Source organism: Streptomyces sp. NPDC046122 (genome assembly GCF_056429965.1).
In genome coordinates, this window is record NZ_JBWKLQ010000005.1 from 18,110 (window position 1) to 41,729 (window position 23,620).

23 protein-coding genes, 1 tRNA gene and 1 pseudogene are annotated in these 23,620 nt (G+C 72.0%); 13 read left to right on the forward strand and 12 right to left on the reverse strand.

Features of this window, described 5'->3' with window-relative positions:
• Positions 1-74: 74 nt before the first annotated feature.
• Both AC07FK_RS15955 and AC07FK_RS15960 read left to right on the forward strand, forming a co-directional pair.
• Entirely contained in the window at positions 75-674 is a 600-nt protein-coding gene (locus AC07FK_RS15955; RefSeq protein ID WP_479105486.1) for a YwqJ-related putative deaminase, read from the forward strand.
• Positions 675-684: 10 nt separating this feature from the next.
• Positions 685-1,212: an SUKH-3 domain-containing protein gene (locus AC07FK_RS15960; RefSeq protein ID WP_479105487.1), complete on the forward strand. Its 528-nt coding sequence runs from the start codon at positions 685-687 to the stop codon at positions 1,210-1,212.
• Between the two features lie 324 nt (positions 1,213-1,536).
• Here the strand turns inward: AC07FK_RS15960 and AC07FK_RS15965 are convergent, their stop codons facing one another.
• Positions 1,537-2,868, reverse strand: a complete 1,332-nt coding sequence (locus AC07FK_RS15965; protein ID WP_479105488.1) for a sensor histidine kinase — start codon at positions 2,866-2,868, stop codon at positions 1,537-1,539.
• A 156-nt stretch (positions 2,869-3,024) separates the two neighbouring features.
• On the opposite strand from AC07FK_RS15965, the pseudogene AC07FK_RS15970 reads away from it, so the two are divergent.
• From AC07FK_RS15970 to AC07FK_RS16000, 7 genes and pseudogenes are all read left to right on the forward strand, one after another.
• A pseudogene (locus AC07FK_RS15970) lies at positions 3,025-3,880 on the forward strand (helix-turn-helix domain-containing protein).
• 26 nt (positions 3,881-3,906) lie between these two features.
• Positions 3,907-3,978 (forward strand) — tRNA-Gln (locus AC07FK_RS15975).
• Between the two features lie 109 nt (positions 3,979-4,087).
• The gene (gene glmU, locus AC07FK_RS15980; protein WP_479105489.1) at positions 4,088-5,539 is read left to right on the forward strand and encodes a bifunctional UDP-N-acetylglucosamine diphosphorylase/glucosamine-1-phosphate N-acetyltransferase GlmU; all 1,452 of its coding nucleotides are present in this window, start codon (positions 4,088-4,090) and stop codon (positions 5,537-5,539) included.
• 121 nt (positions 5,540-5,660) lie between these two features.
• Positions 5,661-6,638, forward strand: coding sequence for a ribose-phosphate diphosphokinase (locus AC07FK_RS15985; protein WP_138896327.1), 978 nt, complete (start codon positions 5,661-5,663; stop codon positions 6,636-6,638).
• Between the two features lie 185 nt (positions 6,639-6,823).
• A complete protein-coding gene (locus AC07FK_RS15990) occupies positions 6,824-7,408 on the forward strand; it encodes a 50S ribosomal protein L25/general stress protein Ctc (protein ID WP_479105490.1) in 585 nt (194 codons plus the stop codon).
• Between the two features lie 137 nt (positions 7,409-7,545).
• The gene (gene pth, locus AC07FK_RS15995; RefSeq protein WP_479105491.1) at positions 7,546-8,136 is read left to right on the forward strand and encodes an aminoacyl-tRNA hydrolase; all 591 of its coding nucleotides are present in this window, start codon (positions 7,546-7,548) and stop codon (positions 8,134-8,136) included.
• A 66-nt stretch (positions 8,137-8,202) separates the two neighbouring features.
• The gene (locus AC07FK_RS16000; RefSeq protein WP_479105492.1) at positions 8,203-8,670 is read left to right on the forward strand and encodes a hypothetical protein; all 468 of its coding nucleotides are present in this window, start codon (positions 8,203-8,205) and stop codon (positions 8,668-8,670) included.
• Positions 8,671-8,779: 109 nt separating this feature from the next.
• On the opposite strand, the gene ppc is transcribed toward AC07FK_RS16000, so the two are convergent.
• A complete protein-coding gene (ppc, locus tag AC07FK_RS16005; RefSeq protein WP_479105493.1) occupies positions 8,780-11,506 on the reverse strand; it encodes a phosphoenolpyruvate carboxylase in 2,727 nt (908 codons plus the stop codon).
• A gap of 219 nt (positions 11,507-11,725) precedes the next feature.
• On the opposite strand from ppc, the gene AC07FK_RS16010 reads away from it, so the two are divergent.
• Positions 11,726-12,709 (forward strand): acyl-CoA desaturase, encoded by a 984-nt coding sequence (locus AC07FK_RS16010; RefSeq protein WP_479105494.1) that lies wholly within the window; start codon positions 11,726-11,728, stop codon positions 12,707-12,709.
• Positions 12,706-13,395, forward strand: coding sequence for a TetR family transcriptional regulator (locus AC07FK_RS16015; protein WP_479105495.1), 690 nt, complete (start codon positions 12,706-12,708; stop codon positions 13,393-13,395). The genes AC07FK_RS16010 and AC07FK_RS16015 overlap by 4 nt, the downstream gene beginning before the upstream one ends.
• Positions 13,396-13,437: 42 nt before the next feature.
• Here AC07FK_RS16015 and AC07FK_RS16020 read toward each other — a convergent pair whose 3' ends face one another.
• The 6 genes from AC07FK_RS16020 to AC07FK_RS16045 form a co-directional block, all read right to left on the reverse strand.
• Positions 13,438-14,517 carry a serine hydrolase domain-containing protein gene (locus tag AC07FK_RS16020; protein WP_479105496.1) on the reverse strand — a complete coding sequence of 360 codons (1,080 nt, stop codon included), beginning with the start codon at positions 14,515-14,517 and terminating at the stop codon, positions 13,438-13,440.
• The gene (locus AC07FK_RS16025; RefSeq protein ID WP_479105497.1) at positions 14,514-15,449 is read right to left on the reverse strand and encodes a DUF6895 family protein; all 936 of its coding nucleotides are present in this window, start codon (positions 15,447-15,449) and stop codon (positions 14,514-14,516) included. The genes AC07FK_RS16020 and AC07FK_RS16025 overlap by 4 nt, the downstream gene beginning before the upstream one ends.
• Positions 15,446-16,402 carry a DUF6895 family protein gene (locus AC07FK_RS16030; RefSeq protein WP_479105498.1) on the reverse strand — a complete coding sequence of 319 codons (957 nt, stop codon included), beginning with the start codon at positions 16,400-16,402 and terminating at the stop codon, positions 15,446-15,448. Before AC07FK_RS16030 ends, AC07FK_RS16025 begins: the two co-directional genes overlap by 4 nt.
• Positions 16,399-17,106 (reverse strand): hypothetical protein, encoded by a 708-nt coding sequence (locus AC07FK_RS16035; RefSeq protein ID WP_479105499.1) that lies wholly within the window; start codon positions 17,104-17,106, stop codon positions 16,399-16,401. Before AC07FK_RS16035 ends, AC07FK_RS16030 begins: the two co-directional genes overlap by 4 nt.
• Before the next feature lie 13 nt (positions 17,107-17,119).
• Positions 17,120-17,311 carry a hypothetical protein gene (locus AC07FK_RS16040; RefSeq protein ID WP_453402978.1) on the reverse strand — a complete coding sequence of 64 codons (192 nt, stop codon included), beginning with the start codon at positions 17,309-17,311 and terminating at the stop codon, positions 17,120-17,122.
• A gap of 144 nt (positions 17,312-17,455) precedes the next feature.
• Positions 17,456-18,256, reverse strand: a complete 801-nt coding sequence (locus AC07FK_RS16045) for a trans-aconitate 2-methyltransferase (protein ID WP_479105500.1) — start codon at positions 18,254-18,256, stop codon at positions 17,456-17,458.
• An 89-nt stretch (positions 18,257-18,345) separates the two neighbouring features.
• On the opposite strand from AC07FK_RS16045, the gene AC07FK_RS16050 reads away from it, so the two are divergent.
• Entirely contained in the window at positions 18,346-18,843 is a 498-nt protein-coding gene (locus AC07FK_RS16050) for a MarR family winged helix-turn-helix transcriptional regulator (protein WP_479105501.1), read from the forward strand.
• Here AC07FK_RS16050 and AC07FK_RS16055 read toward each other — a convergent pair.
• Positions 18,802-19,569 (reverse strand): response regulator transcription factor, encoded by a 768-nt coding sequence (locus AC07FK_RS16055; RefSeq protein ID WP_479105502.1) that lies wholly within the window; start codon positions 19,567-19,569, stop codon positions 18,802-18,804. The genes AC07FK_RS16050 and AC07FK_RS16055 overlap by 42 nt on opposite strands.
• A gap of 276 nt (positions 19,570-19,845) precedes the next feature.
• Here AC07FK_RS16055 and AC07FK_RS16060 point away from each other — a divergent pair, with 276 nt between their 5' ends.
• On the forward strand, positions 19,846-20,292 hold the full coding sequence (locus AC07FK_RS16060; protein WP_479105503.1) for a GNAT family N-acetyltransferase: 447 nt from the start codon (positions 19,846-19,848) through the stop codon (positions 20,290-20,292).
• A gap of 78 nt (positions 20,293-20,370) precedes the next feature.
• Here AC07FK_RS16060 and galK read toward each other — a convergent pair whose 3' ends face one another.
• The 3 genes from galK to galT are packed head-to-tail and all read right to left on the reverse strand — an operon-like array spanning position 20,371 to position 23,539.
• Positions 20,371-21,528: a galactokinase gene (gene galK, locus AC07FK_RS16065; protein ID WP_479105504.1), complete on the reverse strand. Its 1,158-nt coding sequence runs from the start codon at positions 21,526-21,528 to the stop codon at positions 20,371-20,373.
• Positions 21,525-22,496 (reverse strand): UDP-glucose 4-epimerase GalE, encoded by a 972-nt coding sequence (gene galE, locus AC07FK_RS16070; protein ID WP_479105505.1) that lies wholly within the window; start codon positions 22,494-22,496, stop codon positions 21,525-21,527. Before galE ends, galK begins: the two co-directional genes overlap by 4 nt.
• Positions 22,493-23,539 carry a galactose-1-phosphate uridylyltransferase gene (gene galT, locus AC07FK_RS16075; protein ID WP_479105506.1) on the reverse strand — a complete coding sequence of 349 codons (1,047 nt, stop codon included), beginning with the start codon at positions 23,537-23,539 and terminating at the stop codon, positions 22,493-22,495. Before galT ends, galE begins: the two co-directional genes overlap by 4 nt.
• Positions 23,540-23,620: the final 81 nt, after the last annotated feature.

Sequence of the window (23,620 nt, forward strand, 5' to 3'; positions counted from 1 at the left end):
GCAGGCTGTCTCAGCAACGCGGGGGCGTGCACGTCAGCGGCTGCCCGCCGCGGGCACGGGAGGGGAGCACCACCATGCACACTGCTCAGACAGCCGCTACGACACCGACGGGCCCGGCCACGACCACGACAGCGACACCCACGGCGGCGACGCCCGGCGCTCCGGCCGCCGCCACCGCGGCGGCCGGAGACCCGCGCCTCAGCTGGAGCAGCAGTGAACCCGCCCGCGTACCCGCGCTCACTCACCGTCGCGACGGCATCCTGCCCACCGTCGCCGCCGCCCTGTCCGTGCGCGGCGCCGGCACCCTGACGTGCACCGCCGGCCGGGGCGACCAGCCGCCCCCGCTCCACCCCCTCGTCCAGGACTTCCTCGACACCCTCACCAGCGGCCAGCGCGAACGCTTCACCGGCCGCTGCCCGGAGGCGATCCTCCTCTCCCGGCACATCACCGCCACCGAGGGGGCACGCTCCAGGCGCGCCTCCCGCAAGCCGCTGACCACCGGCGAGGCCCGCCGTTCCCTCAAGCACTCCAAACTCACGGCCCGCCGCATCCGCGAGGACGGCGACCCGCTGCACGGCAGCTACGCCCCGCCGTGCCGCTCCTGTACGCCGATGCTCGCCCACTTCGGCGTACGCGCCGTGGACCTGACCGCGCCCCCTACCGAGAAGGGCTGACCCGCAACCGATGCCGGGCCCCCGTCCCACCCCGAGTCACCACACCAACACCACCCGCTTCCCGGTGGCGGTGGACGCCGCCCTGCGCGCGGCCGGCTGGCAGCCGGGACGCTGGGACATACGGCAGGCGGAGCACTGGGCCGACACCCTGCGCGCCCACACCTCCCCCGCGGGCCACCGGCACAGCGTCTTCCCCGCGGCGGTCGAGGCGTGGGCCGAGTTCGGCGGCCTCCTCGTCGCGCCACCCGGGCCCGGCCGGCAGATCGCGCCGACACCGGTACGTTTCGACCCGCTCGGCGGACTGCACCACGCGCGGACCCTCGCCGACCTCGGCCGGGCGCTCGGCACCGAGGTGTGCCCCCTGGGCACCGAACTGGGCGGCGACGGCGACGACGGGCAGGCGGTGCTCGCGATCGACACGGAGGGCCGCGTCTACAGCCTGGACCACACCGGTGACTGGTACCTGGGCCCGGACGTCGACCACGCCCTGGCCACCCTCGTGACCGGCACCCAGCCCAGCCGCCTGCCACCGGCGTAGGGCGTCCCGGGCAGCGCGGTACGGCCCTGGGGCTGCGGCGCGCGGGGGGGCTGATGGGGCGGGCGGCGCTACTCGATCGGGACTGGGGCCGGGGGCCTTGGCGTCGGTGCCGCGCCGGGGCGTCTCCTCGGGCGTCGAACGTTCGGGTGTGGCTGCGGTCGCTTCAGGGTGGTTGCGTTCAACGCCCTGCGGGGAGCGCCCCGGCACGTCCCCTCCCGGCACCGCGGGAGGGTGCGCGGCGGCTTGGCCGGGCTGGCCCGGCACAGTTCACCGGGAGGGGAGAACTCAAGCGCCGCTGCACCCGGGCTCCGCGGCCGGAGCCTGTCAGGCCTTCCTGGGGCTCGCCGGGAGGACCGCCGAGACGCGGAAGCCGCCCGCGTCCGTCGGGCCCGACACGAAGACGCCCCCCAGCGCCGTCACCCGCTCGCGCATCCCCACCAGCCCGTTCCCCCCGCTCGGCAGCCCGGCGTCCGCCGTACCGCCGTCCGACGGCCCGTTCTCCACCTGCATGGCCACCTCCGAGCCGCGATGCGCCAACCGCACCCACGTCTTGGCGCCCGCCGCGTGCTTGTGCACATTGGTCAGGGCCTCCTGCACCACGCGGTACGCCGTCTGCTCGACCAGCGCCCCGCAGTCGACCGGATCGCCCTCCACCGAGAACTCCACCACCATCCCCGCCTGCCGCGACTGCCCCACCAGCGCCTCCAGATCCGCCAGGCACGGTCCGTCCTCCGCCTCGGCCGCCGCGGCGGCGGCAGCGGCGGCGCCCACCGCGGCCAGCGGCACGTCCCCGGCCACCCCGCCCCCGCGCTCCCCCGCGTCCCCCGAACGCAGCACGCCGAGCATCTGCCGCAGCTCCGTCAGCGCCTGCCGCCCCATGTCCCCGACCAGCGCCGCGTTCTTCACCGCCTTGGCGGGATCCTTCAACGCCACCGCCTGGAGCGCCGCCGCGTGCACCACCATCAGGCTCACCCGGTGCGCGACCACGTCGTGCATCTCGCGCGCGATCCGCGTCCGCTCCTCGGTACGCGCCCACTCGGCCCGCTCCTCCGCCCGGTCCGCCAGCAGCGACAACTCCCGCTCCAGCGAATCCGCGCGCTCCCGCAAGCTCTCCATCAGTCTGCGGCGGGCCCCTATATAGAGCCCGTACAGCACCGGCGGCCCGGTCAGGCCGAGCGACATGAAGAGCGAGACCAGCGGCACGTACCAGGGGCCCGGCCGGTAGTCGCCGTCCGTCGCGCTCGCCACGTCCTGCTGCGTCCGCACGTACGTCACGATCAGCGTGCCGGTCAGCGACATCCCCGCCAGAACGACGGTGATCCGGCGCGGCACCTCCGACGCGGCCAGCGTGTACAGCGACACGATGCCCATCAGGAAGGCCATCTCGGCCGGCGTCACGGCGATCGACACCAGTACCACCGCGATCGGCCACCGCCGCCGCACCACCAGGACCGACCCCGCGACCAGCCCGAACACCACCCCCAGCGGAACCGGCAGCCCCGCGTCCCCCGCGAACCTCACACCTTCCAGAGCGCACTCGAGCGCCGAAACCAACGCCAGCCCCACGTCCAGAACGACGCTGCGCCGCCTGTCCCACCACCAGTAGCGCCGGGCGGTCATGCCCGTGGCGTCCTGGTCTGCCCCCGTTACGGTCATGCCATCCACCCTACGGGCGGCCGCCACCCGATATCCGGGAGACCGCCGGGGCACGGAACGCGGTGATCGTCACGCGAAACGGGCGTCGTCCGCACGAAGGACTGAATCGACCAGGCTTTCGAGCCGAACGTCCGCATTCCGGACAAGGCTGCCCGCGTGACCGCACCCCACGACAAGTACGCCGACTTCGAAAGCCCCAGCGAACAGGCCGTCACCCTGCGACGCCAGGGCCTCAGCCTGCGACAGATTCGCGATCACCTGAAGGTCCAACAACGACATGCTGCAGCGCCTGGTCAAGGGCGAGCCTGCATCGGATTGGACGAAGCGGCCGAACGCCAAGGACGACCTGCGGGCGAAGGCACGGGAACTTCGCTCACAAGGGCTGACCTATGACCAGATCCAAGCGGAGCTGGGATGCTCGAAGAGGTCCATCTCCCTCTGGGTGCGCGACCTCCCCAAACCCGAGCCCCGCTACACGGACGAGGAGCGCCACGCCCTCATGAACGCGGGGCTCGCCCGCCGCCGCGCAGTCGACGAAGAGAAGCGCCGGGAGACGAAGCGCATGGCACGCGAGGAGGTCGGCGCGGTCTCGGATCGAGAGCTGTTCCTGCTCGGCGTCAGCCTCTACTGGGCCGAGGGGACCAAGGACAAGGAGTACCGGCGGTCGGAAGTTCTCCAGTTCATCAACAGCGACCCGAACGTAATCCGGGTGTACCCGCGCTGGCTCGAAATGCTCGGGGTCACGCGCAGTCGCATGCAGTTCCGGGTGAGCATCCACGAGTCCGCCGACGTCCGCGAGGCCGAACGGTTCTGGGCCGACCTGGCCGGCGTGGACGTCACAGACTTCCAACGCGCGACGCTCAAGAAGCACCTGCCTAGAACCACACGAAAGAACACCGGAGACGCATACCGGGGATGCCTGGTCATCTATGTCTTGAAAAGCGCCGACCTCTACCGTCGCATGGAGGGGGCCTGGTACGGCATAGTGTTGGGTGCCGATCGGGCGACCTGAACAAATGTCCGGTTCGTTCGGTTTGTTCCCCTGTGGTGTAATTGGCAGCACTGAGGCTTTTGGTGCCTTAAGTCCGGGTTCAAGTCCTGGCAGGGGAGCACCTACGCGCGGGTCCTGACCACACCGGTCAGGACCCGCCCGCGTTTCGGCCATGACACCCCCCGGTATCCTGCGGGTGTCCACCACCCGAAGCCGAAGGGCATCCCCGTGAGCGCCAACCGCCCGGCCGCCGCCGTCGTCGTCCTCGCAGCGGGTGAGGGCACCCGCATGAAGTCGGCCACCCCCAAGGTTCTGCACGAGATCAGCGGGCGTTCGCTCGTCGGGCATGTCGTCGCCGCCTCCCGCGAGCTGGAACCCGAGCACCTCGTCGTGGTCGTCGGCCACGCCCGCGAGCAGGTCGCCGCGCATCTCTCCGGGATCGACGCCGGTGTGCGCACCGCCGTGCAGGAGCAGCAGAAGGGCACCGGCCACGCCGTGCGCATGGGGCTGGAGCAGCTGGGCGGCGGCGTCGACGGCACTGTGGTCGTCGTCTGCGGCGACACGCCGCTGCTGACGGGCGACACCCTGGCCCGGCTGGCCGGGACGCACGCCGCCGACGGCAACGCGTGCACCGTGCTGACCGCCGAGGTGCCGGACTCGACGGGGTACGGGCGGATCGTGCGGGACCGGGACAGCGGGGCGGTCACGGCGATCGTCGAGCACAAGGACGCGACCGACGCGCAGCGGGCGATCAACGAGATCAACTCGGGTGTGTTCGCGTTCGACGGGCGGCTGCTCGCCGAGGCGCTGGGCAAGGTGCGTACGGACAACAGCCAGGGTGAGGAGTACCTCACGGACGTGCTCGGGATCCTGCGGGAGGCGGGTCACCGGGTGGGGGCGGCCGTGGCCGCCGATCACCGGGAGATCCTGGGGATCAACAACCGTGTCCAGCTCGCGGAGGCGCGTGGGCTGCTGAACGCCCGTCTGCTGGAGCGCGCGATGCTCGGCGGTGTGACGGTCGTCGATCCGGCTTCGACGTTCATCGACGTCATGGTGACGTTCGATCAGGACGCGGTGGTGCACCCGGGTACGCAGTTGCTGGGTGCGACGCATCTGGGCGAGGGGTGCGAGGTGGGCCCGAACTCGCGGCTGACCGACACGGTCGTCCGTGCGGGGGCCCGGGTGGACAACACGGTCGCGGAGGGCGCGGAGGTCGGCGCGGGGGCGAGTGTGGGCCCGTACGCCTATCTGCGGCCCGGCACGAGGCTCGGTCCGAAGTCGAAGGCCGGTGCGTACGTCGAGATGAAGAACGCCGTGGTCGGCGAGGGTACGAAGGTGCCGCACCTGTCGTACGTCGGTGACGCGACCATCGGCGAGTACACGAACATCGGCGCCGCGAGCGTCTTCGTGAACTACGACGGTGAGGCCAAGCACCACACGACGATCGGTTCTCACTGCCGGACGGGCTCGGACAACATGTTTGTGGCGCCTGTCACGGTCGGGGACGGCGCGTACACCGCCGCCGGCTCCGTCATCACCAAGGATGTGCCGCCCGGTTCCCTCGCCGTTGCCCGTGGGCAGCAAAGGAATATCGAGGGTTGGGTGGCCCGGAAGCGTCCGGGAAGCGCTGCCGCGCAGGCGGCTCAGTCGGCGGCCGATGGGGCCGACGGCGAAAGCTGACCGGAAACAGGTGCGTCGTTCTCGGCGTACCGTGATAGGTGCACACAATTCGGCTGGCTCGTATGCGATGCAACGGCGTGCGGGCGCAGCAGCAATGATTCACGTCCGAGGAGACAGTGCTGTGACCGGGATCAAGACGACCGGCGAGAAGAAGCTGATGCTCTTCTCCGGCCGCGCCCACCCCGAGCTGGCCGAGGAGGTCGCGCACCAGTTGGGTGTCGGCCTCGTGCCGACGAAGGCTTTCGACTTCGCCAACGGTGAGATCTACGTCCGCTTCCAGGAGTCGGCGCGCGGCGCGGACTGCTTCCTGATTCAGAGCCACACGGCTCCGATCAATAAGTGGATCATGGAACAGCTGATCATGATCGATGCTCTGAAGCGGGCCTCCGCCCGGAGCATCACGGTGATCATTCCGTCGTACGGCTATGCCCGCCAGGACAAGAAGCACCGTGGCCGTGAGCCGATTTCGGCCCGTTTGATCGCGGACCTGCTGAAGACCGCGGGCGCCGACCGCATTCTCACGGTGGATCTGCACACGGACCAGATCCAGGGCTTCTTCGACGGTCCGGTGGACCACCTGTCGGCCCTGCCGGTGCTGGCGGACTACGTCGGCGCGAAGGTGGACCGTTCGAAGCTGACGATCGTCTCCCCGGACGCCGGCCGGGTGCGCGTCGCCGACCGCTGGTGCGACCGTCTGGACGCGCCGCTGGCGATCGTCCACAAGCGCCGCGACAAGGACGTGGCGAACCAGGTGACCGTCCACGAGGTCGTGGGTGAGGTCAAGGGCCGGGTCTGCGTCCTGGTCGACGACATGATCGACACGGGTGGCACGATCTGCGCCGCCGCGGAGGCGCTGTTCGCGAACGGCGCGGAGGACGTCATCGTCACCGCGACGCACGGCATCCTGTCGGGTCCGGCGGCGGACCGGCTGAAGAACTCGAAGGTCAGCGAGTTCGTTCTGACGAACACGCTGCCGACCCCGGGCGAACTGGAGCTCGACAAGATCACGGTGCTGTCGATGGCGCCGACGATCGCGCGTGCGGTGCGTGAGGTCTTCGAGGACGGTTCGGTCACGAGCCTGTTCGAGGAGCAGTCGTAGCGGTACGGGTCCTTCCGTAGATCGATTTCTGGTACGGCCTTCCCGCCGGGTAGACTCCCCGAGTTGCTCGGCGAGGGAGGCCGTACTCATGCAGTACGGCGCATCCGTTATCGACGCGCTCTTCGTAGCAGGCCGTTTCGTGGCCGGGTGACCCATCCGTTTTCGTCACCCGCGAGGAGTGCACCATGGCTGAGATCAAGATCGCCGCTGAAGTCCGGACCGAGTTCGGCAAGGGCGCTGCCCGTCAGACCCGTCGTGCCAACAAGGTTCCCGGTGTCATCTACGGCCACGGCGCCGACCCCGTACACGTCACGCTGCCGGGTCACGAGCTCATGATGGCGCTCAAGACCAGCAACGCGCTGCTCAGCCTCGACGTCGACGGCAAGACCGAGCTCGTCATCCCCAAGGCCATTCAGCGTCACGCCATCAAGCGCAACATCACGCACGTCGACCTGCTCGCGGTCAAGCGCGGCGAGAAGGTCACGGTCGAGGTCGCGGTCCACACCGAGGGCGAGCTGGCCCCGGGCGGCAACCTGCTCGAGAACGTGCTGAACACGCTGTCGGTCGAGACCGAGGCCACGCACATCCCCGAGTCCGTCACGGTCTCCATCGCGGGCCTCGAGGCCGGCGTCTCGATCCACGCGAAGGACGTTCCGCTGCCCGAGGGCACCACGCTGGTCACCGACCCGGACGCCATCGTGATCCAGGTTCTGGCCCCGCAGGCCGAGGAGGCCCCGGCCGAGGGTGAGTCCGAGGGCTCCGAGGCCTGAGCCTCGCCGTTCGGCTCGTCGTCACCGTCCAGCCGCCGTTCCGCGCCTTCGGGTGCGGGGCGGCGGCTGGCGTGTGAACCGGTCCAGGACCGGCACAGGAACCGCCGCGGGAACCGGCGTACGAAGGAGACATGCAGATGACGGACGCAGCCGAACCCTGGCTGATCGTGGGTCTGGGCAATCCGGGTCCCGACTACGCGGCCAACCGGCACAATGTCGGCTTCATGGTCGCCGACCTGCTCGCGGAGCGCATGCGGGCGAAGTTCAAGGCGCACAAGGCCCGGGCCCAGGTGGTCGAGGGGCGCGTGGGTCCGCCGGGCCCGGCGGGCCGGCGGGTGGTGCTGGCCAAGCCGCAGTCGTACATGAACCTGTCGGGCGGGCCGGTGACGGCGCTGCGCGACTTCTACAAGGTGCCGACGGAGCGGATCGTGGCGGTCCACGACGAGCTGGACATCGACTACGGCACGCTGCGCGTCAAGCTGGGCGGCGGCGACAACGGGCACAACGGCCTCAAGTCGATGACGAAGTCGATGGGGCCCGACTACCACCGGGTGCGCTTCGGGATCGGGCGGCCGCCGGGCCGGATGCAGGTGGCCGACTTCGTACTGAAGGACTTCTCTTCGGCGGAGCGCAAGGAACTGGACTACTTCGTGGACCGGGCCGCGGACGCGGTGGAGTGCCTGGTGACCGAGGGGCTGGAGCGCGCGCAGAGCGCCTACAACTCATGACATTCCGCCCGCCGGTCGTGGCCTGAGGTTGACCGAGCGCGGTCACATGGCCAAGGATCGCGGTCCATGGCCTCGAAGCGGACCCAAGCCCTCCTGTACGCCCGGCGTGCGGCGATGGCAGGCATCGCCCTGCTGCTGCTCGTCGCAGGCGTCCGTTCCTCCTGGGGCACGGCCCAGCACGTGATGCTCTCCAAGGGCCGGGAGCACGGGACGATGACGGTCGCGGCGTGCGGCGGCGAGACGTGCACGGGGCCGTACACGCCCGACGGCCCCACGCCCGACCACGCGCGCGTGACGATCGAGAAGTCGGTCGCGGTGAAGAAGGGCGCCGAGCTGCCGGTCGTCCTGAAGCCGGGCACGGCCGAGGCGGTACGCGCCGGAGCCCCCGGCATCCTGCACGCCTGGGCCCCGCTGGGCGGCGCCCTGCTGCTCGCGGCGCTGGTCGTCGCCGGTGGCCTGCGCCTGACCCGCCTGGCGTGGGGCGCGGCGCTGACGGGCGGCGTCCTGCTGGGCGCGGCGTTCCTGGCGCTGTAGCCGCCCCCGGGGGTTCCCGTACGGCACCTTCCGCGCACCCCTCCGGCACGGCGAAGGCCCGCCGCCCCGCACCGGTGGGTGCGGGGCGGCGGGCCGGGGCCGGTGGAGGTCAGCCGGTGTTGCGCAGGCCGGCCGCGACGCCGTTGACGGTGAGCAGCAGCGCCCGCGCCAGCAGCGGGTCCGCCTCCTCGCCGCGCTCGGCCGCCGCGCGCTGACGCGCGAGCAGCGAGACCTGGAGGTAGGAGATCGGGTCCAGGTAGGCGTCACGGATGGCGAACGTCTGCTGGAGCACCGGGCTGGAGCCGAGGAGTTGCTCGTTGCCCGTGATCCGCAGGACCTCCGCCACCGTGAGCTCGTGCTCGGCGCGGATGGCGTCGAAGACGTGCTTCAGCTCGTCCGGGACGAGTGTGTCGACGTAGTGCTGCGCGATGCGCAGGTCGGTCTTGGCGAGCGTCATCTCGACGTTGGACAGGAAGTTGCGGAAGAAGTGCCAGTTCTCCTGCATCTCCTCCAGGACGCTCTCCAGTCCCGCCTCGCGCAGGGCCTTGAGGCCGGATCCGACGCCGTACCAGCCGGGCACGATCTGCCGGGACTGGGTCCAGCCGAACACCCACGGGATGGCGCGCAGGCCGTCGAGTGAGACGCCGGACCCGGGGCGGCGGGAGGGCCGCGAGCCCAGGTGCAGGTCGGCGAGCTGGTCGACGGGGGTCGAGGCGAGGAAGTACGCCGGCAGGTCCGGGTCCTCGACGAGCTTGCGGTACGCCGTGTGGGCGGCCTCGGACACCGTGTCCATGGCCGCGTCCCAGCGCGCCAGCGCCTCGTCGGACTGGCGCGGCGAGGTGTGCAGCGCGGACGCCTGGAGGGTGGCGGCGACCGTCAGCTCCAGGTTCTCCCTGGCCAGGGACGGCACGAGGTACTTGTCGGAGATGACCTCGCCCTGCTCGGTCACCTTGATCTCGCCCTCCAGCGTGCCCCACGGCTGCGCGAGGATCGCGTCGTGGGAGGGGCCGCCGCCGCGGCCGACGGTGCCGCCGCGGCCGTGGAAGAGCCGCAGGCGTACGCCGTACCGGTGGGCGACGTCGCGCAGGCGGCGCTGGGCGCGGTGGATCTCCCACTGGCTGGTGGTGATGCCGCCGAACTTGGAGGAGTCGGAGTAGCCGAGCATGACCTCCTGCACGTCGCCGCGCAGGGAGACGAGCCGCCGGTACGAGGGGTCCGCCAGCATCTCGTCCAGGATGACGTCGGCCGCGCGCAGCTCGTCCGTGGTCTCGAGCAGCGGCACGATGCCGATCTTCGCCCAGCCCGCGTGCAGGTCGACGAGGCCCGCCTCGCGGGCGAGGACGGCGGCGGCGAAGACGTCGTCGGCGCCCTGGCACATCGAGATGATGTACGACTCGACGACCTCGGGCCCGAAGCGCTCCAGCGCCTCCTTGACCGTGGTGAACACGCCGAGGGTCTTGTGCCCGGCCGCGTCCAGCGGCGGGGGCGTCGGGGCCAGCGGCCGCCGGGAGCGCAGCTCCTTCGCGAGGAGCTTCTGGCGGTACTCGCGCGGCATGTCGGCGTACCGCCAGGACTCCTCGCCGAGCCGGTCGAAGAGCTGCCCGAGGGCGTGGTGGTGCGCGTCGGCGTGCTCGCGCACGTCCATCGTGGCGAGCTGGAGGCCGAACGCCGCGAGGGTGCGGATCGTACGGTCCATGCGCCCGTCGGCGAACAGGCCACCGCGGTGCTCGCGCAGCGAGGTCTGGATGAGCGTGAGGTCGGCGAGGAGCTCGCCGGTGCCGAGGTAGTCGATGCCGGGCTGGTGCGCGGTGCCGCTGGCAAGGCGTTCGCGCGTGTTGATCAGCTTCTGGCGGATGCAGGTGGCCTTGAGCCGGTAGGGCTCCTCGGCGTTCAGGCGCTTGTAGCGGGGGCTGATGGGCAGCCGCTCCAGGTCCTCCTGGAGGGAGGCCAGCAGTTCCTCGGTGGCGCCCGTGTAGCGGATGGAGTTCGACAGCTGCCCGCGCAGCTGGTCGATGAGCTCCAGGGCGTCGGAGATGCCGTGCTCGTGCTGGAGGATCAGGACGTCCCAGGTCACGGCGGGGGTGACGTTCGGGTTGCCGTCGCGGTCGCCGCCGATCCAGGTGCCGAAGGTGAGCGGCCGGGTGCCGGGGGGCAGCTCCACGCCGACGCGCTCCAGCTCGGCGGCGAGGTCCTCCAGGACGTCGCCCACCGCGCCGGCGTGCAGCTCGTCGAGGTAGTAGATGGCGTTGCGGGCCTCGTCCGCCGGTTCCGGGCGTACGACGCGCAGCTCGTCCGTCTGCCAGATGAGGTCGATCGATTCCGCCAGACGGAGGTCGTGCCTGCGCCGGTCGGAGGCAATCACGGGCGTTTCGAGAAGCTCGGCGATGCGCCGGAGCTTGTTCAGTACGGACCGGCGCGCGGCCTCGGTCGGGTGCGCCGTGAAGACGGGCCTGACGTTGAGGTTCTTGACGGTGTGGCGCAGGTGCTCGGGGTCGGCGTCCTTGAGCTTGTCCGCCGTACGGGCGAGAAGTCCGCCCTCTTCGGCTCGCTTGGCGCGCATCTCACGGCCGCGGTGCACCTGCTCGGTGACGTTGGCAAGATGGAAATAGGTCGAGAAGGCGCGCACCAGCCGGGCTGCGGTCTCCAGGTCGGTGTCTCCGAGCAGTTCGGCGGCGGCTTCGCCGTCGGTGCGCGTCAGGGCGCGCACCCGCTCGACCAGCTCGAGGAGTTCCGGGCCCTCCTGCCGGACGAGGGTCTCGCCCAGCAGATCGCCGAGACGGCGGATGTCGGCACGCAGCTCCGCGCTGGTGTTGGAGTTCTGGTCGGCACTGCTCACAGGTGCGGCTCCTTGCAGTGTTTCAGCACGTCTGGAGGTTTTGTGGACCACGCTGTCCGACGGCACCCAGGATATGCGGCGCGGCCGAAGCCTTTCCCCTCGGCCTCTTGCCGCCGGGCGCAGCGCTGCCATACTTACGACGCCGTAGGTTACGCATCCGTAGCCAGAGCTTTCACGGCCAGTGCATCCGACACATCCCTCACCCCCCAGGGGATCCCCATGACCACTCGTTCCGACGTGCTCGAAGACGCCCGCGAGGCGGGCGGCGACACATCGGCCCCCTCCGCGACCCGCGGCGGGGAGTCCAAGCGCTCCATCGAACAGCTGGCGCTTCTCCTCTTCATCACCGTGCCCTTCCTCGCCCTGCTGGCGGCCGTGCCGCTGGCGTGGGGCTGGGGGGTGAGCTGGCTCGATCTGGGCCTGATGGTCTTCATGTACTACCTCGGGTGCCACGGCATCACGATCGGCTTCCACCGCTACTTCACCCACGGTTCCTTCAAGGCCAAGCGCCCGCTGCGCATCGCTCTGGCGATCATGGGCTCGATGGCCGTCGAGGGGCCCCTGGTCCGCTGGGTCGCCGACCACCGCAAGCACCACAAGTTCTCGGACGCCGAAGGGGACCCCCACTCCCCCTGGCGGTTCGGCGAAACGCTCCCGGCGCTGATGAAGGGGCTGTGGTGGGCTCACATCGCATGGATGTTCGACGAGGAGCAGACCTCGCAGGAGAAGTACGCACCGGACCTGATCAAGGACCCGGCGCTGCGCCGCATCTCCCGCGACTTCGCCTACTGGACGATCCTGTCGCTGGCCATCCCGCCGCTGGTCGGCGGTCTGGTCACGATGTCGTGGTGGGGCGCCTTCACGGCGTTCTTCTGGGGCTCGCTGGTGCGCGTGGCCCTGCTGCACCACGTGACGTGGTCGATCAACTCCATCTGCCACGCGGTTGGCAAGCGCCCCTTCAAGTCGCGTGACAAGTCCGGGAACGTCTGGTGGCTGGCCGTGCTGTCCTGCGGCGAGTCGTGGCACAACCTGCACCACGCCGACCCCACGTCCGCCCGCCACGGTGTGATGCGCGGGCAGATCGACTCCAGCGCCCGTCTGATCCGCTGGTTCGAGAAGGCCGGCTGGGCGTACGACGTGCGGTGGCCGAGCGCGGAGCGGATCGACTCCCGGCGCAAGAGTGAGGCCACCGAAGCGGCATGATGGGTGATGTGGCGATCGACGGCAGCAGTACGAACAGCGAGAAGAGCAGGCCCACTCCGAGCCGGCGGGCCCGCCGCGTGCGCATGACCGGCAAGGAGCGCCGCGAACAGCTGCTGGACATCGGTCGCACCCTCTTCGCCGAGAAGGGCTTCGAGGGCACGTCGGTGGAGGAGATCGCGGCGAAGGCCGGAGTCTCCAAGCCCGTGGTGTACGAGCACTTCGGCGGCAAGGAGGGCCTGTACGCCGTCGTGGTCGACCGGGAGATGGGCCGTCTGCTCGACATGGTCACCGGCGCGCTGACGGCCGGGCATCCGCGCGAGCTGCTCGAACAGGCCGCGTTCGCGCTGCTCGACTACATCGAGACGTACACGGACGGCTTCCGCATCCTGGTCCGCGACTCCCCCGTGGCGCAGTCCACGGGGTCGTTCGCCTCGCTGATCAGCGACATCGCCACCCAGGTCGAGGACATCCTGGGCCTGGAGTTCAAGGCCCGCGGCTTCGACCCCAAGCTCGCCCCGCTGTACGCCCAGGCGCTGGTCGGCATGGTGGCACTGACGGGCCAGTGGTGGCTCGACGTCCGCAAGCCGAAGAAGGCGGAGGTCGCGGCGCACCTGGTGAACCTGTGCTGGCACGGCCTGGAGAACCTGGAGGCCAAGCCCCGCCTCATAGGTCACAGGAAGAGCTGACAGAGTCCGGCCGGCGGCCTGAGGACCGCGGGACCGGCGGCCTCAGACCGCGGGACCGGCGGCGAGGCCGGACAGCAGTCCGTACGCCGTCTCCACCAGGCGGCACCTGTCCCCCCGGCGGGTCGCCAGCGCGGCGACGCCGGTCCCCGAGGCGGGATGGAAGCCGAGGAACGCCTGCTGGCCGAAGGTGGCCCCGGCGTGGAACAGCAGCGGCCCACCGGGCCCCGGGTGGTGGAACCAGGTCAGCGTGTGCGTGTCCCGGCGGCGCGGCCCCCGGCGCAGCTGCGGGACCTGGACGTCCCGCAGCGCCCCGCGCAGCGGGACGGATCCGGCCTGCGGGAGCTCCTCGGCCGTCGCCCCCAGGTGCGCTTCGAGGTACGTGAGCAGGTCGCCGGGGGTGGAGCGTACGGCTCCGGCGGCCACGAACGGCCCCATGCCGATCCCCGGCACGGGCGTGCTGCCGTTCCTGCGGTGCCCGACCGCGGTCGTCGCGGGGTCGCCGGGCCCGAGGGTCGTCTCCGCCATCCCCAGCGGGCGCAGCACGTGGCGGGCGAGCAGCGTGGGGCAGTCGACGCCTGTGGCCCGGGCCATGACCGGGCCCAGCAGCGCGACCCCGAAGTTGGAGTAGCGCCAGCGGGTGCCGGGGTCGTGATGGGGCCGGGTGCGGGCGAAGGTGCGCAGGAGACGCTCCGTGTCGTACGTGGCGTAGGCGTCGGTGTACGGGTGGAGCAGGGCGCTGGGGATCAGGTCGCCGGGGATGCGCGGCAGGCCCGCCGTGTGGGTGGCCAGGTGGCGCAGGGTGATGCGGCGCGAGGCGGGGTGGCGCAGGGGCAGTCCCGGCAGGTGGGCGGCGAGCGGGTCGTCGAGGCCCAGGGCGCCGGAGCGCGCGAGGGCGGCGAGGAGCAGGACGGTGAAGGTCTTGCTGACCGAGCCGAGTTCGTAGCGCAGCGCGTGGCGCGGCACGGCCGGGGCGGGAGCGTTGCCGCCGCTCATGGTGGTGCGCCGGCCGCGGCGGGTGACGGCGAGCACCACGTCTGGGGCGTCGACCGCGGTGGCCGCGTCCGCGAGGCGCAGCGCGAGCCCGGCGTCGGGCGTCGGGGCGGTCGCGAGGCGGCTGGTCACGTGGCGGACATCGCGCGGGAGGTGGCCATCGCGGAGGCGAAGGCGGCGACCAGGGTGGGGTGGTGGACGACGTCGAAGACGTCCTCCGCGTCTCCGTCCGGCATGCCGTGCTGGAGGGGCATCGCACCGTCGTCGCTCTGCGCGGCGGCATACCTCTCCCACACCCGCGCGTCGAGGGCGGGCCGGGGCAGGCAGGTGTCGACGACGAGGAGTTCGCCGAGCAGGTCCCAGTGTTCGAGGTCGGCCCAGTCCTCGGTCCAGGCGGGCAGGTACAGCGCGAGGTACTCGGCCGTCCGCGGGGGGATGCGGCCGGGCTCGGCGCCCCAGTCGGTGAGGTGGAAGACGGTGTGCGTGATGTCGTACGCGATGTGGTACTGCACCGTCCACGGTTCGGGCAGCCGGCTCAGCCAGGTCCGGCTCAGGGCGTCGTCGAAGTCGCCGCTCGGCGGGAGGCCGATCCTGCGTTCGGCGTTCAGCACGCTGAGCCGCCGGTTGGGCACCATGTCGAGGGACGGCCAGGTGAGGGTGCGGCGGCAGACCTCCACGGCGGACTCCAGGCCCGGGTGGCGGAAGCCGAGTTCGTGGAAGGTCGAGTAGATCTCCAGGGGCACCGGGGAGAAGGGCTCGTCGTGCTGGAGGGCGGCCAGTACGTTTCCGCCGTCCAGCAGCTCGCGCCAGGTGAAGTCCAGGAGCTGCCCGGCGCGGGCGTGCTGGCGCGAGCCGGCCACGCCCTCGCGGAACAGGACGCGCATGTTGACGGCCAACTCGCCGATGGGTTTGAGCCGTTCGACGACGCCCCGGCCGGTGGCGCGGTCCTCGGGAGTCAGTCGGAACTGCTCGCGGTGGGCGTCGAGCCACATCAGGGCGCGGTCTCCGACGCCGTGCAGCAGCGCGGGAGGGGCGGTCGCGGTCGCGGCTGCCGTGGGGCTCATGGGGTCACCTCGCTTGCGTGGACCGGCGCCCGCGCGTCCCCGGCCGCATCCAGGGCGATGCGGGTGAGAGTGCCGGCGAAGGCGGTCGCCAGGGTGGAGTGGTAGCAGGACGAGAAGGTCGCGGCGCGGTCGCCGGGATCCGGCCCCGCCCCCAGGTCGGGCACACGGCCGTCGGCCTCCTGCGCGGCGGCCAGCCGCTGCCAGGCCACCGCGTCGTACGGGGCGGCGGGCACGCAGGCGCTGACGGCGAGCAACTCGGCGGCCAAGTCCCACAGTTCCTCGTCCAGCCAGTTCTCCAGCCAGGCCGGGAGCCAGAGCCGCAGGTAGTCGGCGTGCGCCGGGGACAGCCTGCCGGAGGCGCGGCCCCAGTCGGTGAGGTGGAAGACGTCGTGGGTGAGGCCGTACGCCCCTTTGCGGTCCAGCGCCCACGGCTCGGGCATCAGGCCGAGGTGGGTGAGGTCCAGCGCCGTCGCGAAGTCGGCGTGGGGCGGCAGGCCGATCCGGCGTTCCGCGTTGAGCACGCCGAGCGTACGGGTGTGGTCCTCGCGCGCCACGCGCCAGCCGCGCAGCGCGGTCGTCGCCGCCAGCAGCCGGTCGACGGCCGTGTTGCGCAGCCCGGCCCGGGCGAAGACCCCGTAGATCTCCACCGGGTAGGTCGCGTGCGGTTCGCCGCGGACCAGCTCGGCGAACAGTTCCCCGTCGCGGGTCTCGCTCCAGGCGAAGTCGAACAGCCCGGCGGCCGCGCGGCGCAGGTCGTCGCGCGGGTGTGACGTGCTGATCAGGTACGACAGCTCGGCCAGTTCACCGAGGGGCTTGAGGGTGAGGTTGGGGTCGGCGTCCGTGGTGGCGTTGGGGGGCAGCCGGAAGTCGTCGCGTGCCGCGTCCAGCCACCCCAGCCCGCCGCCGACCACACGGTCGAGCAGCGGCGCCGGGGCGGCCAGGTCGCCGCTCACCCACCCCGTCCGTAGAACTGCCGTGCGGCCACGACGTGGAGCGCCACCCGGGGGTCGCCGGCGCTCATCTGCCGGACGAACGCCAGTCCGGTGTCGAGCCCCAGGGTCGGCGGGACGCCGGGCAGCCGGGCCAGCCACCGCCCGAGGCCCGCGGACTGGAGCCAGTCCCTGCGGCGTACGGCGCGGACGAACCCGCGCGCCAGGTCGTCGGTGCGCGGCGCCAGCGCGTCGGCGAGGTCCTGCGCGAGGCCCGGCAGGGCGAGGGCGGCGAGTTGCGACACCCGATGGGAAAGCTTTGGCCAGGGATCGTTGGTCAGCCAGGCCGACGCGGCCGGCGGGGCCGGGGGAAAGCGGCCGGCGCCCCCGGGCAGGAAGGCGTGCGCGGCCTCGACCAGGCCCCGGTAGCTCCAGACCGACACGGCCGAGGCGTCGGGGCCCGGCGGGTAGGCGGCCAACGCCTCCCGGACGACGGCTTCGTCGTTGTCACCACCGGGTGCTGCCCGGTGGTCCAGCGCGTACGGGGCGAGCGCGTCCGCGCCCAGCACCCGGATCGCCGCTGACGCCAGCGCGTCCCCCTGCCGCAGCAGGCTGGACAGCGCGTAGGGGTCGCCCCCGCCCCGGAGGGCGAGGACGACTCCGTTCGCGGCATCGGCGACCACGGCGCTCAGCGGAATGGTTTCCGCTCCTTGCGCTCGTTCAGCCAACGCTTCCTCCTCCTCAACGGGCCTTCGGGTCCGTCTTCGGGCGGGGGGTGGGCGGTGAGCCGAGAAGCAGGAGTGCGAGCAGGAACGCACCCTTGCACTCACGGGTGTCCCGGAAGACGCCCTCTGGCTCCGCGGAGTCCAGCAGCCCCTCGACTTCGGCGCTCAGCGCTGCGGTCTCGACGTGGGAAGTGCGGTCCATGATCATGGGACCATCTCCTCTTGTTGCGGCTGAATAACCAGCGTTGCATGGGCCCCATTTGGTTGCAAACCGTAGAAAACGGGCGAGGTGGGCGCGGGAAAACGCCGTTGGTTGACGACGCAACAGCTCCCCGCCTGACCGCCGGTCAGCTCAGCCGGACGCCGCCTTCCGGGCGACCGCGAAGACGCGCCGGAAGGGAAACACCGTGCCGTGGGGGCCCGCCGGGTACGCGGCGCGCAGCGCCTCGGCGTACTCCGCGACGAACGCCGCGCTCGCCTCCGGATCGTCCGCGAGGGCGGTCAGGACCGGCCGCAGGGCCGTGCCCTTCACCCAGTCGAGCACGGGGTCCTCGCCGTGCAGGATCTGAAGGTACGTCGTCTCCCACACGTCGGCCTCGCAGCCCTGCGCGGCGAGGCGGGCGAGGTACTCCCGCGGCTCCAGTACGGCCGCGGCGCGTTCGCCCGCCCGGCCCAGCCGGCCGCGCCAGCGCGGGGATTCACGCAGGGCGGCCAGGGCGGTGTGACTGGGCGCGGAGAAGTTGCCCGGCACCTGGAAGGCGAGGGTCCCGCCGGGGGTGAGCGCGTCCAGCCAGACCGGGAAGCGGTCGGCGTGGTCCGGGACCCACTGGAGCAGGGCGTTCGAGACGATCACGTCGTACGTCGACGCGCCGGGCGCCCAGGTCGCTGCGTCGGCGGGCTCGAAGTCCAGGAGCGGACGCGCGTACGCCCGGGCCCGCTCCAGCATCTCGGGCGCGTTGTCGTAGCCCGTGACATGGGCGGCGGGCCAGCGGTCGGCGAGCAGTGCGGTGACGTTGCCGGCGCCGCAGCCGAGGTCGGCGACGCGGGTGGGGGCGGGGGCGTCGACGCGGGCCAGGAGGTCGAGGAAGGGCCGCGTGCGGTGGCCGGCGTGACGGAGGTACTGACGGGGGTCCCAGATCGGTCGTACGGTCATGTGGGGCAGCCTCACTGCGAAAGTTTCTTGATGTCAAGAGACTCGACACCAAGAGACTTCATGTCGACAGACCAACTACACTGATCGGCATGGAGGACGAGGTCGACCGACTGGTCGCTGCATGGCGCCGCGAGCGCCCCGACCTCGACGTGGAACCACTCGAGGTGCTCAGCCGCGTCTCCAGACTCGCCCGCCACCTCGACCGCGCCCGCCGCATCGCCTTCTCCGAGCATCAGCTCGAGCCGTGGGAATTCGACGTGCTCACGTCACTGCGGCGCGCCGGGGACCCGTACCAGCTCTCGCCGGGCCAGCTGCTGACGCAGACCCTCGTCACCTCGGGCACCATGACCAACCGCATCGACCGGCTCGCCAAGAAGGGGCTCGTCGAGCGGCTGCCCGATCCCAGCGACCGGCGCGGCGTGCTCGTACGGCTCACGGCCGAGGGACGCGATCGCGCGGACCAGGCGCTCGCCGGGCTGCTCGCGCAGGAGCGGGCGATCCTCAGTGAGCTCTCCCGGTCACAGCGCGGCGAACTGGCCGGGCTGCTACGCCAGTTGACCGCCCCGTTCGACAACATCCCGGGTTAGGTCGGCCGGACCGACGCCCGCGCGGCGCGCGAGGGCGACGGCGGCGAGCGTCGAGTGGACGCCGAGCTTGCCCAGTACGTTCTGCATGTGCGTGCGGACGGTGTGCGGGGAGAGGAAGAGCCGTTCGGCCACGGCCTTGCGGCCGAGCCCGGCCACCATGCAGCGCAGCACCTCGCGCTCGCGCGGAGTCAGCGACTCCACCAGCCGCTCGCTCTCGGTGCGGTGCTTGCGGGCGGCCGTCAACTCCCGCAGTACGCCGGTGAGGAGGGCCGGGGGCAGGTGCGTCTCGTCGCGCAGTACGCCGCGGATGACGGCCAGCAGGCGTTGCAGCGAGCAGTCCTTGGCCACCCAGCCGGCGGCCCCGGCCTGGAGGGCGAGGGCGGCGCGGCGCGGGTCGTCCTTCTCCGCCAGTACGACCGAGCGGACGGCGAGCTGCCCGGTCCGCACGCCCGCGACCAGGGATATGCCGTCCACCGGGCTGTCCCCGCCCTGCTCGGGCACCTCGACGGCGCGGGCGGGCGGCACGGCTGAGGCGCCGAGGTCGGCGTCGACGAGCATCACGTCGAATCTGCGGCCCTCCGCCGCCGCCCGCTCCAGCGCGCGCAGGGCGGCCGGGCCGCTGCCGGCCGCGGCCACGTCGACGTCGGGCTCCGCTGCGAGGGCCGCGGCGAGCGACTCGGCGAAGATGCGGTGATCGTCCACCACCAGTACCCGGATACGAGCCACAGACACCCCCATGCCGCGTAGGTCCCGAGCGGTCCCCCCTGGACCCCCGGGGAGGCGGACCGTGTGCGGGTACGGCGTCCGGGGCGGGGAGTGCCAGCCGCACGGCCGCCGCCGTGACGCACTGACCACTGCCCGCACCCGGACGACGTACCCGACCGTCTCGCCCCCTGATCGAGCACCGGCCCCCACCGGCGCTCTGCTTCAGCGTACGGGCGGGGGCGGGGAGCGGAAGGTTATTCACAGAACTGATGGGCTGCGGTGTTTAAGGTGAGGCTCATGTTTCGCATTGAGACAGAAGTCGACAGAGAACGACGTGCTGTGTTGGGCGAACGTCTGGACCACACCAACGCCGGGCGCTCGGCGGCGATGGCCGCACTGCGGGGGACCCCGGCGGAGGACGAAGTTCCACTCCAGGTCTGGGCGTTGGATCAGGAGAGCGGCGAACTGGTGGCGGGGCTCGACGGTTTCACATGGGGCCACTGGCTGCACGTGGGCCTGCTGTGGGTGGCGGACGCGCACCGGGGCGCGGGGCTGGGGTCCCGGCTGCTGGCGCGGGCCGAGTCGACGGCCCGCGAGGAACGGGGGTGCGGATACGCGCGGCTGGAGACGTGGGAGTTCCAGGCGCCGGAGTTCTACCGGAAGCTGGGCTACGAGGTCGTCGGCCGCGTCGAGGACTATCCGCCGGGGGTGACGGAGTACATCCTGACGAAGCGGCTCGGGTGAAGCGGGGGCGAGGCGCCGGGAAGGACCGGGCCTCGCGCCCCGGCTGCGGCCGGGGCGCGGTGGCGAGAGGCCCCCGCCTCACGCCGAGCGGTGTGCGCCGCGGGACGGCACGGCGGGGAAGACACGGGGCGGGGCGAGGCCGGCCGCCTCGAACGCCGCCCCGACCGACTTCGTGACCGTGCCCGCCGCCGGCGACTCCACCAGGACGATCGCCGAGCCGCCGAACCCGCCCCCGGTCATCCGCGCCCCCAGCGCCCCCGCCGCGTTCGCCGTCTCCACCACGAGGTCCAGCTCCGCGCACGAGACCCGCAGGTCGTCACGGAGCGACGCGTGGCCCTCGGTCAGCAGCGGGCCCACCGCGCGCGGCGCGCCCGCGTCCAGGTGGGCGATCACCCGCTCCACGCGGTGGTTCTCCGTCACCACGTGGCGTACGCAGCGGCGGGTCCGCTCGTCGGACAGCGACGCCAGCGCCTGTCCGAGTCCCGCGTACGGCACGTCGCGCAGCGCCGCCACCCCCAGCGCCCGGGCGCCCGCCTCGCATCCCTCGCGCCGCTCGGCGTACGCGCCGTCGCCCAGCGCGTGCTGGACGCGCGTGTCGACGACCAGGAGTTCCAGGCCGTGCGCCGACAGGTCGAACGGGACCTGTCGGCGCGCGAGGTTCCGGGTGTCCAGGTGCAGCGCGTGGCCCTCCGTGCAGCAGGCCGACGCCGTCTGGTCCATGACCCCGCAGGGCACGCCGACGAACGCGTTCTCGGCACGTTGCGCGAGCACCGCGAGTTCGGCTCCGGAGAGCCCCAGCGCGTACAGGTCGTTCAGGGCGAGGGCCGTGACCACCTCCAGCGCGGCGGACGACGAGAGCCCGGCGCCCGTCGGCACCGTCGACGTGAGGTGCAGGTCCGCGCCCCCGACGGCGTGGCCCGCCTCGCGCAGGGCCCACACCACACCGGCCGGGTACGCCGCCCACCCGCCGCCGGCGAGCGGCGGCGCCAGTGCGTCGACGCGCAGCTCGACGACGCCGCCGTCGATGTCCGCCGAGTGCAGCCGCAGCACGCCGTCGTCGCGCCGGGCGACCGCGGCGACCGCCGTGTGGGGCAGGGCGAGCGGCATCACGAAGCCGTCGTTGAAGTCGGTGTACTCGCCGATGAGGTTGACCCGGCCGGGCGCCGCCCACACTCCGTCGGGTGCGGCGCCGTACAGCGCGGTGAACGCCCGCGCGACGGCGTCTGCGTCGGTCATACGTCCCGTTCCTCCCTGCGGGCGAACGCCCAGGCGTCCGCGACGATGCCCGCGAGGTCCGCGCGGGACGGCTTCCAGCCGAGCTTCTCGCGCGCCGTCTCGGCGGAGGCGACGAGCACGGCGGGGTCGCCGGCGCGGCGCGGCGCGGAGGTCTCGGGGATCGGGTGCCCGGTGACCTCGCGCACGGTCTCCACGACCTCGCGGACCGAGAAGCCGTTGCCGTTGCCGAGGTTGCAGATCAGGTGCGTGCCCGCCTCGGCCGCCTCCAGCGCCAGCAGGTGGGCCTCGGCGAGGTCGGCGACGTGGATGTAGTCGCGGACGCAGGTGCCGTCCGGGGTCGGGTAGTCGTCGCCGTACACCGCGATCGACTCGCGCCGGCCCTGCGCGACCTGGAGGACGAGCGGGATGAGGTGCGACTCGGGGTCGTGGCGCTCGCCGCAGCTCCCGTAGGCGCCGGCGACGTTGAAGTAGCGCAGCGAGACGGCCGCCAGGCCGTGGGCGGTGCTCTCGCCGCTGATCATGTGGTCGACGGCCAGCTTGGACGCGCCGTACGGACTGGTCGGCGCGGTCGGCGCGGTCTCCGTGACGGGCGTGGAGAGCGGCTCCCCGTACGTCGCCGCCGTCGAGGAGAAGACCAGCTTGCGGACGCCCGCGTCCCGCATCGCGGCGAGCAGCGCCATCGTCCCGCCGACGTTGTTCGTCCAGTACTTCTCGGGGTCGGCGACGGACTCGCCGACCTGGGAGAACGCGGCGAAGTGCAGGACGCCGTCGTACGAGGGGTCGAGCCAGCGCGCGGCGTCCTGGACGCGGCCCTCGACGAACTCCGCGCCGGCCGGGACGCCCTCGCGGAAGCCGGTGGAGAGGTCGTCGAGGACGGTCACCTCGTGGCCGGCCTCCAGGAGGTGGGCGGCGACCACGCTGCCGACGTATCCCGCGCCACCGGTGACCAGGTACTTGTGCTGACTCACTCGCTCGCTACCTCTCTCAGTCGCGCTGCCGCGGTCTCCGGCGGCACATCGTTGATGAACACATTCATGCCGGATTCGGAACCCGCGAGAAACTTCAGCTTTCCCGAAGTACGTCGGACGGTGAAGAGCTCGAGGTGCAGCCCGAACTCGGGTGCGAACTCCGAAGGGCCGAACGGGGCCTGGTGCCAGGCGGAGATGTACGGCGTCGGCGGCTCACCGGGGCCGAAGATCCGGTCGAACCTGCGCAACAGTTCCAGATAGATCCGTGGGAACTCTGTGCGCGCGTCGTCGTCGAGGGCCGGCAGGTCGCGCACGCGCCGCTTCGGGTAGAGGTGCACCTCGTACGGCCAGTGCGCGGCGTACGGCACGAACGCCACCCAGTGTTCGCCCTCCAGGACGACCCGGGTGCCCTCGGCGCGCTCGCGCGCCACGACGTCGTCGAAGAGGTTGCGGCCGGTCTCGGCCAGGTGCGCGGCCGCGGAGCGCAGCATCAGGTCCGTGCGCGGGGTGACGAAGGGGTAGGCGTAGATCTGGCCGTGCGGGTGGCCGAGGGTGACGCCGATCTCCACGCCCCGGTTCTCGAAGCAGAACACCTGCCGGACGCCCGGCAGCCCCGCCAGCTCCCTCGTCCTGTCGGTCCACGCCTCCAGGACCAGACCGGCCCGTTCCTCGGTGAGGTCGGCGAAGGACGCGTCGTGGTCGGAGGTGAAGCAGACCACTTCGCAGCGTCCGGCGTCCCCGGCGAGGGAGGGGAAGCGGTTCTCGAAGACGGCCACGTCGTAGGAGGCTGCCGGGATCTCGCTGTGCCGGCCCGCGCCCGACGGGCACAGCGGGCACTCGTCGGCGGGCGGGTGGTAGGTGCGGCCCTGGCGGTGCGAGGCGATGGCGACGTGGTCGCCGAGGAGCGGGTCGCGGCGGATCTGCGAGGTGGTGGCGACCGGGTCGAGCGGGCGCGGGTCCACGGCGTCGCGCACGGCGTCGTCGCGGGCGTCGTAGTAGAGCAGCTCCCGGCCGTCGGCCAGCCGGGTCGACGTCTTCTTCACGCGCGGGCTCCTCACACCACATCCAACATAAACAAACACAACTAACCACGAGCCAACAGTCCAGTCAACGCACAGGCCAGC